This is a genomic window from Shinella sp. OV683 (assembly GCF_057787725.1).
Window position 1 is genome coordinate 2,275,368 of sequence record NZ_CM173543.1, and the last position, 15,606, is coordinate 2,290,973.

Consider the following 15,606-nt stretch of genomic DNA (forward strand, 5'->3'; position numbering starts at 1 on the left):
ATCCGGCGTGAAATTCAGACCGAGCGACAGGCGGCGGCATTTACGCCGCCGTTTCAGCGTGGTCTCTTGCTCGTCCAGATGCATGCGAGAGATAAGCTATGAAATTCGGCGACGTGGCTTTGCAGGAGGCGGAAGGTGCGATGCTGGCGCATTCGCTCAAAGCGGGCGAACTGCACTATGCCAAGGGGCATCGCCTGACATCGGTCGACATCGAAAGACTTCGTGGCGTCGGGATTTCCACCGTCATCGCTGCGCAACTCTCCAACGATGATCTCCTCGAGGATGAGGCCGCGGGCCGCATTGCCCATGCGATCCCGGTTGACCATCTCAAGTTGTCGCCAGCCACGACCGGCCGCGTCAACATCTTTTCTGATGTCAACGGCCTGTTCCGCGCCGATCGTGTCGTCGTTGACCGGCTGAACAGGATCGACCCGGCCATCACGCTTGCCTGTCTCAAGGATTTCGCCGATGTGCGGGCAGGCGACATGGTTGCGACGATCAAGATCATTCCGCTGGCAGTGGCGGGCGGGAGGGTTGCTGAGGCGGAAGCGCTCGTGAGGTCCGCGAGGCCGTTCGAGGTCAAGCCATTCGAGGCTCGTGATGTTGCACTGATCGCCACGGAGCTTCCGTCGCTTAAACCGTCTGTAATGGACAAGACCCGGCGATTGCTTGAGGCGCGGCTGCAGCCATCAGGAAGCAGGCTCGCCATCGAACATCGAGTCCGGCATACCACCGAGGCGGTGGCGGAGGCGATCCGGGTCAGTGTGGCCGATCACCGGATGATCATCGTCTTTGGTGCGTCGGCAGTGGCCGATCCCGACGATGTCATTCCCGCTGCGATCCGGATGGCAGGAGGCAGAGTGGAAAGGGTTGGGCTTCCCGTCGATCCCGGCAATCTGCTGGTCCTGGGACATGTCGGCGATATCGATGTGATCGGCGCACCGGGCTGTGCCCGCAGCCCGAAGGAAAACGGCTTCGACTGGGTGCTTTCGCGTATCCTCTCTGGCGATCCGCCGACATCGGACGATCTCAGCGGCTGGGGTGTCGGCGGCCTGCTGATGGAGATCCCTACGAGGCCGCAGCCGCGTCTGGCGGGCGAAGGTGGCTCACAGGCCCTGCATGTCGCCGCCGTGGTGCTGGCGGCTGGGCAGGCGCGGCGCATGGGTACCGAGGGCCGTCACAAGCTGCTCGCAGAGTTTGATGGTGTACCGCTGATCCGTAAATCGGTGCAGACCGTGTTGGCCTCGCACGCCGACAGCGCGGTTGTTGTCACCGGTCACCGTGCCGATGAAATTGTCCATGCCATAGACGGCACAGGCTGTCCGGTTGTGCAAAACCCCGACTACGCCAGCGGCATGGCGTCCTCTCTGCGGGTCGGCCTTGCGGCTATCCGCGACAAGGCCGATGGGATGCTGGTCATGCTCGCCGATATGCCTGGCCTCACAAGTTCCGACCTCGATCTGCTGATCGCTGCCTTTCGTGCCGAGAATGGTGCGGCCATCGTCCGCGCCGTGTCGGGTGGCAAGCGCGGCAATCCGGTGATCCTGCCGCGCGCGACATTCGAAGCGGTTGTGCGACTAGAGGGTGATATCGGCGCACGGCCGATCGTGGAGGAAAGCGGCCTGCCGGTAATCGACGTGGAAATTGGCGCAGCCGCGCATCTCGATACCGATACGCCAGAGGCGATCATGGCCGCTGGCGGCGTGTTGATTGACTAGAGCAGTAACGTGTGCGCGATTTCGGCAACGCGCCGTATTATTGCCTTGAAAAACATCGATTATAACTTGACATAAATAGTATACTTCTGCATTTTCCGGCCTGCACGGGAACGCGAAAGCGCGTGCGTTCCTGTCATCAGCCAGCCACCAATTCTCATCGGGGCAAGCCAGACACGTCGAGAATTGGAATTGGCGGGGGTTTGCCGTGAGTGTTTTGAAGAATGTGGTCGTCACGCTTATGGCGGGGACGGCCTTTGTTCTGGTTATGCCGCATTACAGCGCATGGGCGCAGTCCGACGAGTCGGATCAGATCGTGCTCGACGACCCCGACAATAGCGGCGACAGCGCTGACCAAGGCGGGGTGACCAAGCTCAAGCGGCTTGTGGTCGGCTCGGATCAGGCGGCAGGCGACATCGCCAATACGCCAGCGCCGGTCTCGACCATAGATACCGAAACCTTCCAGCAGCGCTTCGCCGGCAACACCAACGATGCCATCCGCTCGACGCCCGGCGCCTTTACCCGCGAAGGCGCCGAACAGCCTGGCATATCAGTCAATGTACGCGGCATGCAGGGCATGGGCCGTGTCAACACCATGATCGACGGCGTGCCACAGACGTTCCGCAATCTCTCCGGTCACGGCGGCACCTTCGACAACATGGCCTATGTCGACCCCAACATGCTGGTGGGTGTCGACATTGCCCGTGGTGCTGTGGCGGGCAACGAGGGGCTGGGCACCCTTTCGGGCGCCGCCAACCTGCGGACGATCGGCGTCAACGATGTGCTGCTGGAGGGCAAGGATTACGGCGTCATGCAGACGTTGAAGGCCGGCACCAACGGCCAGAATTTCTCGCGGTTGACCGCCGCCGGCTGGCGGCACGATCTCAGCCACGAAGGCTCGATCTCGATGGTGGGGGCGCTCAGCGGCAGCAATTTCACCAATTACAAGAACGGCGACGGCATCGAATATCCCTACGATGCCGCCCAGCAGCCGAGTTCCGGCCTGTTCAAGCTCAACTTCGCCCCGGATTCGGATCATTCGCTGGAACTGGGCGGCATTCTCTACAAAAACGCCTTCGCGGTCGAGACGGCGGGGTACGACTGGGCGGTGAAGAACCAGACGTATACGGCGAAATACGCCTACCAGCCCGGCGATAACCTGATCGATCTCAAGATCAACGCCTATATGAACATCACCGACATCAAGATGACGAATATCACTCCGGATGGTGTCTTTGGCGGTCGTGCCGGCACCGATACCGGGCTGGGTTTCGACGTCAGCAATACCAGCATCGTCGATATCAACGCTGAGACCGAACTCAAGCTGTTCTATGGTGCGGGCGTCAATTCCGACGACTACAAGGGCAACGATGCGCGTGGCGCCAACCCGGATGGTACCCTGGTCAAGAGCGGCGCATTCGCCGACGCGACACTGACGCGCGGCATTTTTAGCGTCAACGGTGGGCTGCGCTACGATGCATGGAAGACCAACGGTATCACCGAATATCTCGAACCCGGCACGCCGGGTTGCCCGGCTGGCCATAACGGCCTTTGCGACGGTGATGAACTGTCCCGCAATGGCGGCGAGTGGAATCCGAAGATCGGTGCGACGGTCACGCCCGTCGAATGGATGCAGCTCTATGCGACTTATGCGCATACGATGCGTCCGCCGACTGCTTCGGAAATGTTCTATCCCGGTGGCCATAACTTCACCGGCACGGGCGACCCGATCAGCAACAATCCCAACCTGATTCCCGAGCGCCAGAAGGGGCTGGATATCGGCATCAACCTCAAGGGCGAGGGCCTGCTGGCTGCCGACGACCAGGGCTATGTGAAGGTGGGCTATTTCCATAACAAGATCTCCGACTACATCACCTACGGCTACGATTCCAACAATGAGGCGAAGTGGATCAACCTGCCCGGAACGACGGTGATGCAGGGCGTAGAACTCGAAGGAGGCTACGACGCGGGCTTTGCCTATGGAAAACTCGCTGTGACCATCGCCGATACCAAGCAGCCCCTCGGTATCGCACCCGGCATCGGCAGCGATGTCGGACAGTTGCCGGACGATTTCGCGACCCTGGATCTCGGTGCTCGTTTCTTCGAGCAAAAGGTGACCATTGGTGGTCGTATCCGCTATACTGGCGAGAGCTTCCAGGCGTTCGGCGATAAGGAGCATTCGATCGAGCGTCCGTCCTACACCCTCTACGACGCCTATGCCTCGTGGAAGGTGACGCAGAATTTCAGCGCTTTCGTCAATGTCGAGAATGTCTTCAACAAAAGCTACTGGACGGCGAATTCGGGCACATCGGATATTTTCAGCGGTATCACCAATGGCCGCGGCCGGACGATCATCGTCGGCGCCACTGCGCGCTTCTGACAGATATTGACAATCGCGACGAATATACCCCCGATGGCCAAAACGGCTGTCGGGGGTTTTTCATGGACGCGGATTCTCTCCAGGATCTTTTTCAGGCCGTCGGGCCGGTGACCATCAAGCGGATGTTTGGTGGCAAGGGCATCTATGTCGATGGCATGATCATTGCCGTCGACCTGCGCGACGAAGTTCGCCTCAAGGGCGATGCCGAGGCTGCAGCGCTCTACGAAGCGGCGGGCTCGCGGCAATGGACCTATACCCACAGGAAGAGCAACAAGCCGGTCTCAATGCCCTATTGGACAATTCCGGAAGACGCATTCGACGATCCCGACGAGGCGGCGAAATGGGCGAAGGTGGCGCTTGCCGCGGCGATCCGGAGTAGGTGACGTGCTACGCTGATTTGAGTGCCCTTACGGCATCGGCAGCAAAGCGTGAAAGCGGCATCGGAAGATCGTCCAGCGCGAACCAGCCGAATTCCGGCAGTTTATCTGGCTCCATTACCTGTGCTTCGCCCGAAATATCTGTCGTGTGGTACATGATCGAGACCCAGTGCTGGCCCTCGTTTTCGAAGATGTGCTCAGACATGCAGAGAAACTGGATGGCGCCGATTATCAGTCCGGATTCTTCCTCGGCCTCGCGGCGAGAGGCGATATCGGACTGTTCGAGATGATCGATCTTGCCGCCGACAATGTTCCAGTGGCCGGCTTCAGGTGGGCGCGTGCGCCTGTATAAAAGCAGTTTGCCATCCCGAAGGATGGCAAGACCAGTCCCGAGACCGGGAAAATTGATACCTGGCAGCCCGGCCATTGTTACTTCAGGGCAGCGCTGGTCAGCATGAAGGCGGGGATGTCGTCACCGAAGCCGACCGGCGTCGGGCCATCGTCCTGCTGATGGTAGCGGCGGCGACGCGAGTCGTCGTTAGCCGGATAAGGACGTTCCTGACGGTTGGAATAGTCTTTCTTGGGAGCTGTGCTGCTCTTCGCCATAGGTGGTTTTTCCGCTCTCTTCGATTCGAAGTCGATCACCGGAGCAACATCTGCCGCTACCGTGTCATTTGTGTGAACGGGAGCAGCGTCCCGGCGCGGGCCGCGCGAATCCTTGCGAGCACCACGATCGCGGTCGCGGCCGCCAGAACGGCCGCGTGGCTTCTCGTCGCTCTCTTCACGCACGGGAAGGGCGGAGATATCGCCATGATGCCATTCGATCTTTTCGCCAATCAGCTTTTCGATGGCGTCAAGATGCTTGCTGTCGCGCTTGGTCACCAGCATGAACGCAGCGCCGGAGCGACCGGCACGGCCAGTGCGGCCGATGCGGTGGACATAGTCTTCGGCATGAATCGGCACGTCGAAATTGAAGACGTGGCTGACATCGGGGATGTCGAGGCCGCGTGCCGCAACGTCGGAGGCGACGAGGATCTTCAGATTGCCATCGCGGAAGCCTTGCAGCATGTTGGTGCGCGAGCGCTGGTCCATGTCGCCATGCAACGCGCCGGCTTCAAAGCCGTGGCGCTCGAGCGAACGGAAGAGGTCGGCGACGTCCTTCTTGCGATTGCAGAAGATGATGGCGTTCTTGATGTCGGCATCGACTTCGCGGATCAGGTCACGCAGCGCGGCGCGCTTTTCCCAATCCAGTCCATGGCTGGCGACCAGCCGCTGGGTGATGGTCTTGGTCGTAGAAGCGGGTGCGGAGACTTCGACACGTTCCGGATTCTGCAGGAAGGCATCAGCCAGCTTCTGGATTTCCGGCGGCATGGTGGCCGAGAAGAACAGCGTCTGACGGGTGAACGGGATCATCTTGGCGATGCGTTCGATATCGGGGATGAAGCCCATGTCGAGCATGCGGTCGGCCTCGTCGATGACCAGGATCTCGACGCCGGTCATCAGCAGCTTGCCGCGCTCGCAATGGTCGAGCAGGCGGCCAGGCGTGCAGATCAGCACATCGGCGCCGCGTTCCAGCTTGCGATCCTGCTCGTCGAAGGAAACGCCACCGATCAGCAGCGCGACGTTGAGCTTGTGGTTCTTGCCGTATTTCTCAAAGTTTTCGGCAACCTGGGCGGCCAGTTCGCGGGTCGGCTCGAGGATCAGCGTGCGGGGCATGCGCGCCCGGGCGCGGCCCTTTTCGAGCAGCGTCAGCATCGGCAGCACGAAGGATGCGGTCTTGCCAGTCCCGGTCTGGGCAATGCCCAGAATATCGCGGCGCATCAGCGCAGGGGGAATGGCGCCGGCCTGAATGGGAGTGGGGATCGAATAACCGGCGTCAGTGACGGCCGAGAGGACTTTTTGGCTAAGGCCAAGGTCTTGAAAGGTGGTCAAGTTAAATGACTTTTCCGTGGTTTGTGTTCTTAGCATGGGAATCGGCGTGCATACGCGCCGCCAAGGTTGGGGTGCTCATAATCGTTAACGCCTGCAAAGTCAAGAAAATCACCGGATTGCCAGCGATAACCTTAACAGGTGACTATGTTATCGCACCGTAAGCGCAATGGCGCCGGTGCCGATCATCACTGTTCCAGCTGTTCGGTTGATGCGCCGAGCGATTTTCGGCGAGCGAAGAAAGCGGCTGGTGTGCAGCGCTAGCAAGACATGGCCGCCGATGACAACCGTTTCGACCAGCAGAATGACCACCGCCAATTGCAGCGCAGTTCCAAGGTTCAACGCATCACCCGCGATGTTGGGCAGAAGAGCGACATAGAACAGAGGCATCTTGGGATTACCAAGGTTCAGCGCAATGCCGGTGAAATAGGCAGAGAGAAGACCGGTTCCGGATCGTGGCGGGACTTCGGCCATTTCGGGCTTAGCCGTCCAGAGCTTAATACCCGTCCAGATCAGCCATGCCGCGCCGGCGTAACGCAGTAAGGTCATCGCAATGCCCATCTCTGATGCGAGCATAGAGAGGCTCAGTGTCGCAAGCGCGAGGAATATCAGGATGCCAGTGACAGTGCCAAGTCCATAGACGATGCCGGAGATTGGTCCATGCGCCATTGCTCGGGCGACGATGGTCATGTTGTCAGGACCGGGACTGGCGGCAAAGACGAAGAAGGCTGCAGCAAAGGTCAGAAGTGTCACATAATCCATGGCTGGTCCCGCTTTGGAGGCAATGCGGGATGCTGGCAGAGATTCTTCGCTTCGGCAATCGAACCGAACACTATTCGATATAAGTATTCAGCTTCATTCCGGCATTCAGGAACCGCATGGGATCGACGGCCTGGCCGTTGCGGCGGACTTCATAATGCAGGTGAGGGCCTGTGGAGCGTCCGGTCGAGCCAGAGAGAGCGATCGTCTCGCCTTCGCTGATCTTGTCGCCCTTCCCAACCAGGATCTTCGACAGGTGGCCGTAGCGGGTGGTGATGCCGTTGCCATGGTCGATCTCGACCATGTTGCCGTAGCCGCCAAACGGGCCGGCATTGATCACCACGCCGTCACCAGTGGCTCGCACGTTGGTGCCGGTCTTCTGGCGGAAGTCGATGCCGGCATGCATGGCCAATTTGCCGAAGAAAGGATCGACGCGGTTGCCGAACAGCGAGGTAATCTGCTTGCCGGGGGCGGGGTTGGCGAAGGGCAGTTTCAGGGCAAATTGCTTGACCTTCTCGAATTGGTCGAGTGCCAGGTCTAGTTCGGAGATCGAGTTTTCGAATTCGGCGGCGGTTTCCGGGGCGACATAGGGCCCACCGATGGCGCTCTCGGAGCCGTCGTCAGCCGCCGCAAACTTCTCCGGCATCTTCACACCGGTGTTCTGCAGGATACGCTGGATGTTTTCCGTGCGCTCCGAAGCAGCGGCTGTCAGGTTCTGGATATGAGCGAGCTGTTCCTGCTCGATGTTCTTCAGTGAATAGGTGACTTTCGAAAACAGCTTGTCGGCGCGATCGGCCATGTTGTCGTCGGCATAGGCAAGCCTCAGTGAACGGGTCTTGCCTGTGCTCAGATCGGCGCGCTGCTCGCTCAGCAGGGTCTTGAAGGATTTCAGTTCGCCGGCGTCGGTATGTTCTGCGCCGAGCGAGTCGTCTGCCGTTGTTGAGCTATCATCTGCGGCGGTAGTCTTGTCGTCGCCAGATGTGTCCAGGCCGGAATTCTCGGCGCGCTCGAGCACAGAACCAAGTTTGCCCTGGCGCGAGGTCAATGCCATCTGCTGTTCGAGGAGTTTTTCAACCTTGTCCTCGACGACCTGTTGGTCGAGCAACTGCCTTGAGGTGATGCGATCGACCTGGGCGCGAAGTGACGAGATACGATCCTCATATTCATGCTGCATGCGGGCTTGTCGAGCCATGGAAGCACCGATCAGGTCATCGCGGACGACGAGGTAGGCGGTGGCGGTCAGGTAGAAGATGGTGAAAAGACCGAAGATGGAGATGGTGCCGGCGGCCATCCATGGGCGGATGGTCATGTGCCTCACCCTTTCGCCGCAAGCGAGGATGAGCAGGTGATTCTCTTTCCGCTTTCCGAATATCTGGCTCTGACCGCCGCCTGTCATGACCTACGCCCTCCACGCTTACGCGAGATTTGCCGAATTGAATGCATGTTCAGCTTGCGGGCGATTACAAACTATTAAGGTTAATAAACGGTCTACTTTGTCACGTCGCTTTGTTTTGATTGGAGTTTTCCTGCGTTCCAACGCGGATGGCGTTAGTGTGATCATGCAGATCACATAGTTCAAGTCGTCATCCTCTTCGGGGCCGCTGAGTTGAAGGATTATTTTTCGATCCCCCTCCACAAATGTGACGTAGCTTCCATCGTCATGATCTTTGTCAAGTGCGCCGTTTGTTTCGAACCATTCAGGAAGACATTTTTCAAAAAGAGAAATCGTTTTTGTAAAAACCTTTCCTGCGATTTCGCTGTCTTCCCCAGTGTAGAAAGACGTAAAGTAAGTATAGGTGTCATCCTCTGTGTCGTGCTGAATGTTTGAGAAGCGCCCGTTTGGGATGTTATTTTTTGACGTGTACTCAACTTCCTTGGCGGTTCCTCCCGTTTTTTTCCCGATCGAACTTTTGAAGTTTTCCTCGAGGTCGTTTGCTAGCAGTAATGTCTTGTCGCAAAAGTTCTTAGCTTCTTCGTCGGGCGGGGATGAGTTTGCTTTCTGCAGCCAGGCTAGATAGCCGATCAGAAGCGCTAGTATAGCGATTGAGGCAATATAAAAATAATAGGAGCTCTTTCTTGCTGAAATGTATTTGTCGGCGCTCATTCCTTCCTTGAGATGAATACCGAAGTTTTTCTCAAGTATTTTTGCCCGTTCAGCTTCCGGTATATCTTTCAGGCTTGCTGCAATATTTTTAAGACGTGAATTGCTTATGCTCACGACAACCCAAGCCCCAATGAGAATTAGGTAGCCGACGAGGGCGTAAGGACTGGTCGCAACCACTTTCAGATTCGAAAGAAAATCCTCCATGTCCCCTCGCTGGTCTGCCGGATGTGCAGCATGCAAGCAAAGTAAGAATGAATTAAGAACTTGTGGAAGTCAACGAACGGTAGAATCCCGGCGTCAGGCCTGCTTCGGCACGCGCAAGGTCATTGAACGGCGCCTTCAGTCCGCCGCGGAAATTGGCGCGGACGAGATCCTGGAAGGCGGCGGCTGGGTCCTTCTTCTCGCGAGCACATAGGAATCGGAACCATTTGGCGCCGATCGCTACATGGCCTTTCTCGTCATTGTAGATCACGTCGAAAATCGCAGCGCTTTCCTCGTCTCCGAGTTCGCGCAGCTTGTCGCGCATCGAGGGTGTTACATCGAGGCCGCGTGCCTCGAGGATCAGCGGCACCACGGCCAGACGAGCGGTCAGCGAGTTGCGCGTATGATGGGCTGCCTCCCAGAGACCGTCATGGGCGGGCAAGTCGCCATAGTCGGCGTCGAGTTGCCTTAGGCGCTCGCGAACCATCGAAAAGTGCTTGGCCTCCTCGAAGGCCACCTGCATCCAGCCGTCAAAGAACGAGCGAGGCACAGGTTGATCGGCGAATCGGGCGACGATATCCAGCGCCAGATCAACTGCATTGAGTTCGATATGGCAGATGGCATGCAGGAGCGCGATCCGGCCGCTCCTGCTGTGCAGGGAACGTTTCTTCATCTTGCCGGGCGAGATGAGATCCGGCTTTTCCGGCCTTCCCGGACGCAGCGGTACGGTTGGATCAAGTGGCGAGCGCAGCGATAGAGACCGCTCATGCCACAGGCGATAGGTTTCACTGGTCAGCGCCACCTTGCGGTCGAGGTCGGCGGCGGATACCGCCGCAATCGCGCCGGCTCGCAGCGTCTGGATGTTGAAATCGAGAGTCATTTGAGTCTCTTGGCGCGAAAAGTTGAGGTGCCGACGGAGGCTATTGAAGCGCTTTTGCTGCCTCAAGCACTTCTTGAGCGTGATCCTTGACTTTCACCTTGTGCCAGACCTGTGCGATCCGACCTTTCTTGTCGATGAGGTATGTGGTGCGCTCGACGCCCATATATTTGACGCCGAACATCTGCTTTTCCACCCAGAGTCCGAAGGCATTGATCAACGTCTTGTCCTGATCGGAGACAAGGACGATACCGAGATCGTATTTCCGGCAGAAATTGTCGTGTTTCTTGACGCTGTCGGGTGACACACCGATGACGACGGTATTGGCTTTTTCGAAATCCTTGACCAGCGAGGTGAAATCGATGGCTTCGACCGTGCAGGCTTCGGTATTGTCCTTTGGATAGAAATAGAGGACCACGTTTTTGCCCGAAAGCTCTGACAGGGACACATCACCGCCGCCGTTTTTGGGTAATGTGAATTCCGGGGCTTGATCGCCGATGGATAGTTCGGTCATGTTGCCTTGAAACCCTTTCTGCGCGTAAGCATCGTCCGGTGGGGAATCATGCCGGCACGTAAGCCGTTATACGGCGTGCAAATGTGAAAGGCAGCGCTTTGTGAATGAAATTCGCGGCGAAAAAGTCGTGTTCGGCAAGGCAGATTACCACCCTCTTGATGCCATGCCGTCGACAGAGAGAGGGGACGCGATCGTTCTCGCCGTCCCGAAGCGCCGAAGCTTTGCCGGTCGCCTGATCAAACTCGTCGCTTCTCTCGTTCTCATTGCCATCATCGCTGTCGGTTCGCTGTTTCTGGCGCTGGAGGGCGGATATCTCGACAACACATTGACTGTAGAGGCCGAGACCGCGCTGTCCAATTCGCTCGGCGATGGGTTCGAGCCGAAGGTCGGTGCCATCCGGCTTCGTTTCTCCCAGAACTGGATGCTGGCTTTCGAGGCCGGCGATGTGACTATCAAACACAAAGCGAGCGGAATAACGGCGCTGAAAGCTGATTCGATCAAGGCTGTGCTCGACCCGATCGCATTGCTCTATGGGAGGATCGCGCTGGCGCGGACGGAGATCGGTTCGGCCGAGGGCGATCTGCGCTTCCTGCCGCCGCAGCCGCCGATCGACTGGTCCAGGATCAGGATTGACGGTCTGCCGGCAGATCTGGCTGTTGTCTATCCGATGTTGGACCAGGCGGTCGCGATGTTGAAAAAGACCAACACAGAGGAATTGATCGCCGGAAAACTATCGCTTCTGTTGCCAACGCCTACAGAGATGGGAGACAGCGTCGAGCTGGACGATGTCGACTTCTCCAGCCCCGAGGACAATCAATATGAGCTGACGGCGACGCTCTTGCATGGCAAGCTCTCGCCGAAACTGACGCTGGCGCTTCAGAGCGACGGCGTGAGGGCAACCGGCTTCCAGGCCTCTATCGAGAATCTTGCTTCCGAGCCGCTGATGCTGAAATACAGCAAGATCACCGGCGAGAAGCGCTATGGCATCGACTTGCCGCTCGAATTTGCGGTGGCGTCCGAGCGTAGCAAGAGCCTCGTTGCCAGGGTGATGGCCGGCAAGGGCATCTTCTATGCGGATGGCGATCCCCAAGCGGTCAATGCCGGGCGCGCTATCTTGTCCTATGATTTCAAGGCCAACAAGATCGAGCTTTCCGATGGCTTGATGGATTTCGGCGACACGGTCGTTCCGCTCGAAGGCACACTGCTCGATCTCGATCATGTCGCCAAGGACAAGCCACACGGCTTTGCTTTCGAGGTCGTCGGCAACGACGCGGTGGCGAGCGCCGAGGGCTCGAACGAGGCGCCGGAGCACTTCAACGCCACCACCTCGGGTTACTTTCTGCCCGAAACCAATGAGTTGCGGCTCGACAAGATCGGCATCGCCGCTGCTTCCGGCAACTTCGCAGGCTCACTTGACGTGCATTTCGTCAAGCCGTCGCCGGCCGTCAATTTTGCCGCGCGCTCGGATACGCTGAGCGTCGCAACAGTCAAGCAGCTCTGGCCGTTCTGGTTTGGCAAGAAGGCGCGCCACTGGATTCTCGCAAATATCACTGGCGGAACGGTAAAGAACGGCGAGATCGATGTCTCACTTGCAGCTGGCCGCATTCCCGAGCATCCGGAACCGCTGGTCTTCAAAGACAACGAGTTGCGCATTGCGTTCGATGCCGAAAACACCAAGGTTAAATTCCTGCCGGAAATGCCGCAGTCCGACAAGACGTCGGGCCATTTCGAGATGAAAGATCGCAGTATCCGGATCGACATCAAGGATGGCGTGGTGCCACTGCCGTCCGGCAAGATGCTTCAAGCCAGCAATGGCGTGTTCCAGATCGAGGATATTTCGCGGAAGCCGATCATGGCTTCGCTGGTGATCACGGCTGCGGGCGATGCCGGAGCGGTGGCGGAGTTTGCCGGCTTCAAGCCGATCGATGCACTGTCGAGGATGCCGTTCGCCCCTGGCGACCTCACCGGCAGCGTCAAGGCCGATATCAGCGCCGATTTCAGCCTGGACAAGGAGCACAACCCGCCAAAGCCGACGTGGGATGTGACGCTTGGCCTCAATAATGTCGGCTTCAAGCAGGCGCTGCAGGGCCGCAGGATCGCCAATGTCGATGGCACCGTGGCGATCGACACCCAGTCGGCCGTCATGAAGGGAACCGCCGATATCGACGGCATGAGCTTTGACGTTGCGCTGACGGAACCCTTCCGGAAAGGGTCGGATAGCGAACGGAAATGGCGGATCAAGGGCGATGTCTCGGAGCGCGAGTTGCTGAAAGTTGCTCCAACGCTGGCTGGTTACGTTGCCGGTAATATCGGTATCGATATCGAAAGCGACGATGGCACGTTGCAGAAGGCAAAGCTTGCGCTGACCAATACCGAAATCTCGGTGCCGATCTTCGGCTGGCGCAAGGGGCCAGGCATTGCCGCGACGGCCGAGTTCACCATTGACAAGAAAGACAGTCAGACCACCATCAGGGATCTCGAGTTTTCCGGTGATGGTTTCGGCGCCAGAGGCAGCATGGTGCTTGACAGCAAAGGTGTCGTTTCGGCGAAGTTCAGCAAGGTGAAACTGTCGACCGCAGACGATTTCGGCCTGACGGTGCAGCGCAAATCCTCAGGTATGGCGATCAATGTCAGCGGCAATTCGATCGACATGCGGCCTTTTCTCAGTCAGGTAAAGTCACCGTCCGGCGACACTGGCGAGCCGGCGACGCGCAGCAATCATACCGTGACCGCGACGGTCGACAATGCCGTCGGCTATAACAAGGAAACGCTGTCTGCGATCGATCTCAAATTGCAGACGATCAAAGGTGCGGTCTCGTCGTTGCACTTCAGCGCGGTCACCCGCTCCGGTCAGGCTGTTGTGATCACGCGGGATACCGCAGCGGGCGCTCTGGAAATCAGCAGCGGCGATGCGGGCGCTGTTGCACGGTTTGCCGATATCTACCGCAACATGACTGGCGGTCTGCTCAATGTCAGCCTCAAGGCACGCGACAAGGACTCCTGGCGCGGGTCGATCGACCTTCGCAATTTTGCACTCGTCAACGAAGCGCGGCTGAAATCGATCGTCTCCGCCAGGACCGGCAAGGACGGGCGGAGTCTTTCGGAAGCCGTAAAGGCTGATATTGACGTGAGCTCGCAGAAATTCCGGCGCGGCTTTGCTCGCGTGATGATCGACGGCAAGCTGGTGCGGATCGACAACGGCGTGGTGCGCGGCGACGAGGTGGGTGCGACATTCCAGGGCACGGTGCGCGACCAGAATGGCAATATGGACATGACCGGCACGTTCATGCCCGCCTACGGTCTCAACCGGCTGTTCAGCGAGCTTCCCCTGATCGGCACGATCCTCGGCAATGGCCGCGACCGCGGCTTGCTGGGCATTACCTTCAAACTAGTCGGAGCGTTCGATCAGCCGAAGCTGTCGATCAATCCGCTGTCGCTGATCGCGCCGGGTGTTTTCAGGAACATCTTCGAGTTTGAGTGAGCCGGCTGTCAGGTCGGCTTCACCAGAACATGCTTCTTCTTGCCGAGCGAGACCTTGATGACCTGGTCGGCATTGAGATCGCCCGAGCCGATCACGCGCTTTTCGTCGCTGACGGTTTCGTCGTTGATCCGCACCGCGCCACCCTGGACATGCCGGCGGGCTTCGCCATTCGAGGCGGCAAGGCCGGCCTTGACGAACAATGCCAGCAGGCCGATGCCGGCTTCGATTTCGGCGGCGGGCAGGGTGATGGTGGGCAGGTTGCTATCGGCAGCACCTTCCTCGAACACCTTGCGGGCGGTCTCGGCCGCCTGTTCTGCGGCCGCGCGGCCGTGCAGCATGGCGGTGATTTCGGTTGCGAGGATCTTCTTGACGTCGTTGATCTCCGAGCCGCCGAGCGCGGAGAGGCGTGCGATCTCATCCATCGGCAGCGTCGTGTAGAGCTTCAGGAAGCGGCCGACATCGGCATCTTCGGTGTTGCGCCAGTATTGCCAGAAGTCATAGGCCGAGAGCATGTCGGCGTTCAGCCAGACCGCGCCATTGACCGATTTGCCCATCTTGGCGCCGGACGAGGTGGTCAGCAGCGGCGAGGTCAGCGCATAAAGCTGCGGCGTGCCCATGCGGTGGCCGAGGTCGATGCCGTTGACGATGTTGCCCCACTGGTCCGATCCGCCCATCTGCAAACGGCAACCGTAACGCTTGGACAGCTCAACAAAGTCGTAGGCCTGCAGGATCATGTAGTTGAATTCGAGGAAGCTGAGCGATTGCTCGCGATCCAGTCGCGTCTTGACGCTGTCGAAGGACAGCATGCGGTTGACCGAGAAGTGGCGGCCGACATCGCGCAGGAATTCGAGATAGTTGAGGCTGGTCAGCCATTCGGCGTTGTTGATCATCAACGCATCCTTGGCGCCGTCGCCATAGGTCAGGTAGCTCGAGAACACCTTCTTGATAGAAGCAATGTTGGAGGCGATCGTGTCCACCGTCATCAGCTGGCGCGACTCCTCCTTGAATGAGGGGTCGCCCACCATGCCGGTGCCGCCACCCATCAGAGAGACGGCGCGATGGCCGGTCGCCTGCAGCCAATGCAGCATCATGATCTGGATCAGGCCGCCGGCATGCAAGGAAGGTGCAGTCGGATCAAATCCGATATAGGCGGTTACCGTTTCCTTCTGTAAAAGTTCATCAAGGCCTGATTCATCAGAGATCTGATGGATGAAGCCGCGCTCGGAGAGCGTGTGGAGGAAGTCGGATTTGAACTTGGACATGACCGAT

The 15,606-nt window shown here is 58.6% G+C and carries 12 protein-coding genes; 4 read left to right on the forward strand and 8 right to left on the reverse strand.

Features of this window, described 5'->3' with window-relative positions; all coding sequences use genetic code 11:
• The first annotated feature begins 98 nt into the window (after positions 1–98).
• From ACXHRN_RS10845 to ACXHRN_RS10855, 3 genes are all read left to right on the forward strand, one after another.
• Positions 99–1,718, forward strand: a complete 1,620-nt coding sequence (locus ACXHRN_RS10845) for an NTP transferase domain-containing protein (protein ID WP_488641323.1) — start codon at positions 99–101, stop codon at positions 1,716–1,718.
• Positions 1,719–1,923: 205 nt separating this feature from the next.
• Positions 1,924–4,095: a TonB-dependent receptor domain-containing protein gene (locus ACXHRN_RS10850; protein ID WP_488641324.1), complete on the forward strand. Its 2,172-nt coding sequence runs from the start codon at positions 1,924–1,926 to the stop codon at positions 4,093–4,095.
• A gap of 62 nt (positions 4,096–4,157) precedes the next feature.
• Positions 4,158–4,478, forward strand: coding sequence for a TfoX/Sxy family protein (locus tag ACXHRN_RS10855; protein ID WP_488641325.1), 321 nt, complete (start codon positions 4,158–4,160; stop codon positions 4,476–4,478).
• Positions 4,479–4,482: 4 nt separating this feature from the next.
• Here the strand turns inward: ACXHRN_RS10855 and ACXHRN_RS10860 are convergent, their stop codons facing one another.
• From ACXHRN_RS10860 to bcp, 7 genes are all read right to left on the reverse strand, one after another.
• Positions 4,483–4,899, reverse strand: a complete 417-nt coding sequence (locus ACXHRN_RS10860; RefSeq protein ID WP_488641326.1) for an NUDIX domain-containing protein — start codon at positions 4,897–4,899, stop codon at positions 4,483–4,485.
• Between the two features lie 2 nt (positions 4,900–4,901).
• Positions 4,902–6,404, reverse strand: a complete 1,503-nt coding sequence (locus ACXHRN_RS10865) for a DEAD/DEAH box helicase (protein WP_488641327.1) — start codon at positions 6,402–6,404, stop codon at positions 4,902–4,904.
• A 147-nt stretch (positions 6,405–6,551) separates the two neighbouring features.
• A complete protein-coding gene (locus tag ACXHRN_RS10870) occupies positions 6,552–7,163 on the reverse strand; it encodes a LysE family translocator (RefSeq protein WP_488641328.1) in 612 nt (203 codons plus the stop codon).
• A 70-nt stretch (positions 7,164–7,233) separates the two neighbouring features.
• On the reverse strand, positions 7,234–8,469 hold the full coding sequence (locus ACXHRN_RS10875) for a peptidoglycan DD-metalloendopeptidase family protein (protein WP_488641329.1): 1,236 nt from the start codon (positions 8,467–8,469) through the stop codon (positions 7,234–7,236).
• Positions 8,470–8,574: 105 nt separating this feature from the next.
• Positions 8,575–9,468: a hypothetical protein gene (locus tag ACXHRN_RS10880; protein WP_488641330.1), complete on the reverse strand. Its 894-nt coding sequence runs from the start codon at positions 9,466–9,468 to the stop codon at positions 8,575–8,577.
• A gap of 52 nt (positions 9,469–9,520) precedes the next feature.
• The gene (locus ACXHRN_RS10885) at positions 9,521–10,345 is read right to left on the reverse strand and encodes a ferritin-like domain-containing protein (RefSeq protein ID WP_488641331.1); all 825 of its coding nucleotides are present in this window, start codon (positions 10,343–10,345) and stop codon (positions 9,521–9,523) included.
• A 40-nt stretch (positions 10,346–10,385) separates the two neighbouring features.
• Positions 10,386–10,856: a thioredoxin-dependent thiol peroxidase gene (gene bcp / locus ACXHRN_RS10890; RefSeq protein ID WP_488641332.1), complete on the reverse strand. Its 471-nt coding sequence runs from the start codon at positions 10,854–10,856 to the stop codon at positions 10,386–10,388.
• Between the two features lie 100 nt (positions 10,857–10,956).
• Here bcp and ACXHRN_RS10895 point away from each other — a divergent pair, with 100 nt between their 5' ends.
• Complete coding sequence (locus tag ACXHRN_RS10895) at positions 10,957–14,337, forward strand: YhdP family protein (RefSeq protein ID WP_488641333.1); 3,381 nt, start codon at positions 10,957–10,959, stop codon at positions 14,335–14,337.
• A gap of 8 nt (positions 14,338–14,345) precedes the next feature.
• Here ACXHRN_RS10895 and tyrS read toward each other — a convergent pair whose 3' ends face one another.
• Positions 14,346–15,599 (reverse strand): tyrosine--tRNA ligase, encoded by a 1,254-nt coding sequence (gene tyrS / locus ACXHRN_RS10900; RefSeq protein WP_488641334.1) that lies wholly within the window; start codon positions 15,597–15,599, stop codon positions 14,346–14,348.
• Positions 15,600–15,606: the final 7 nt, after the last annotated feature.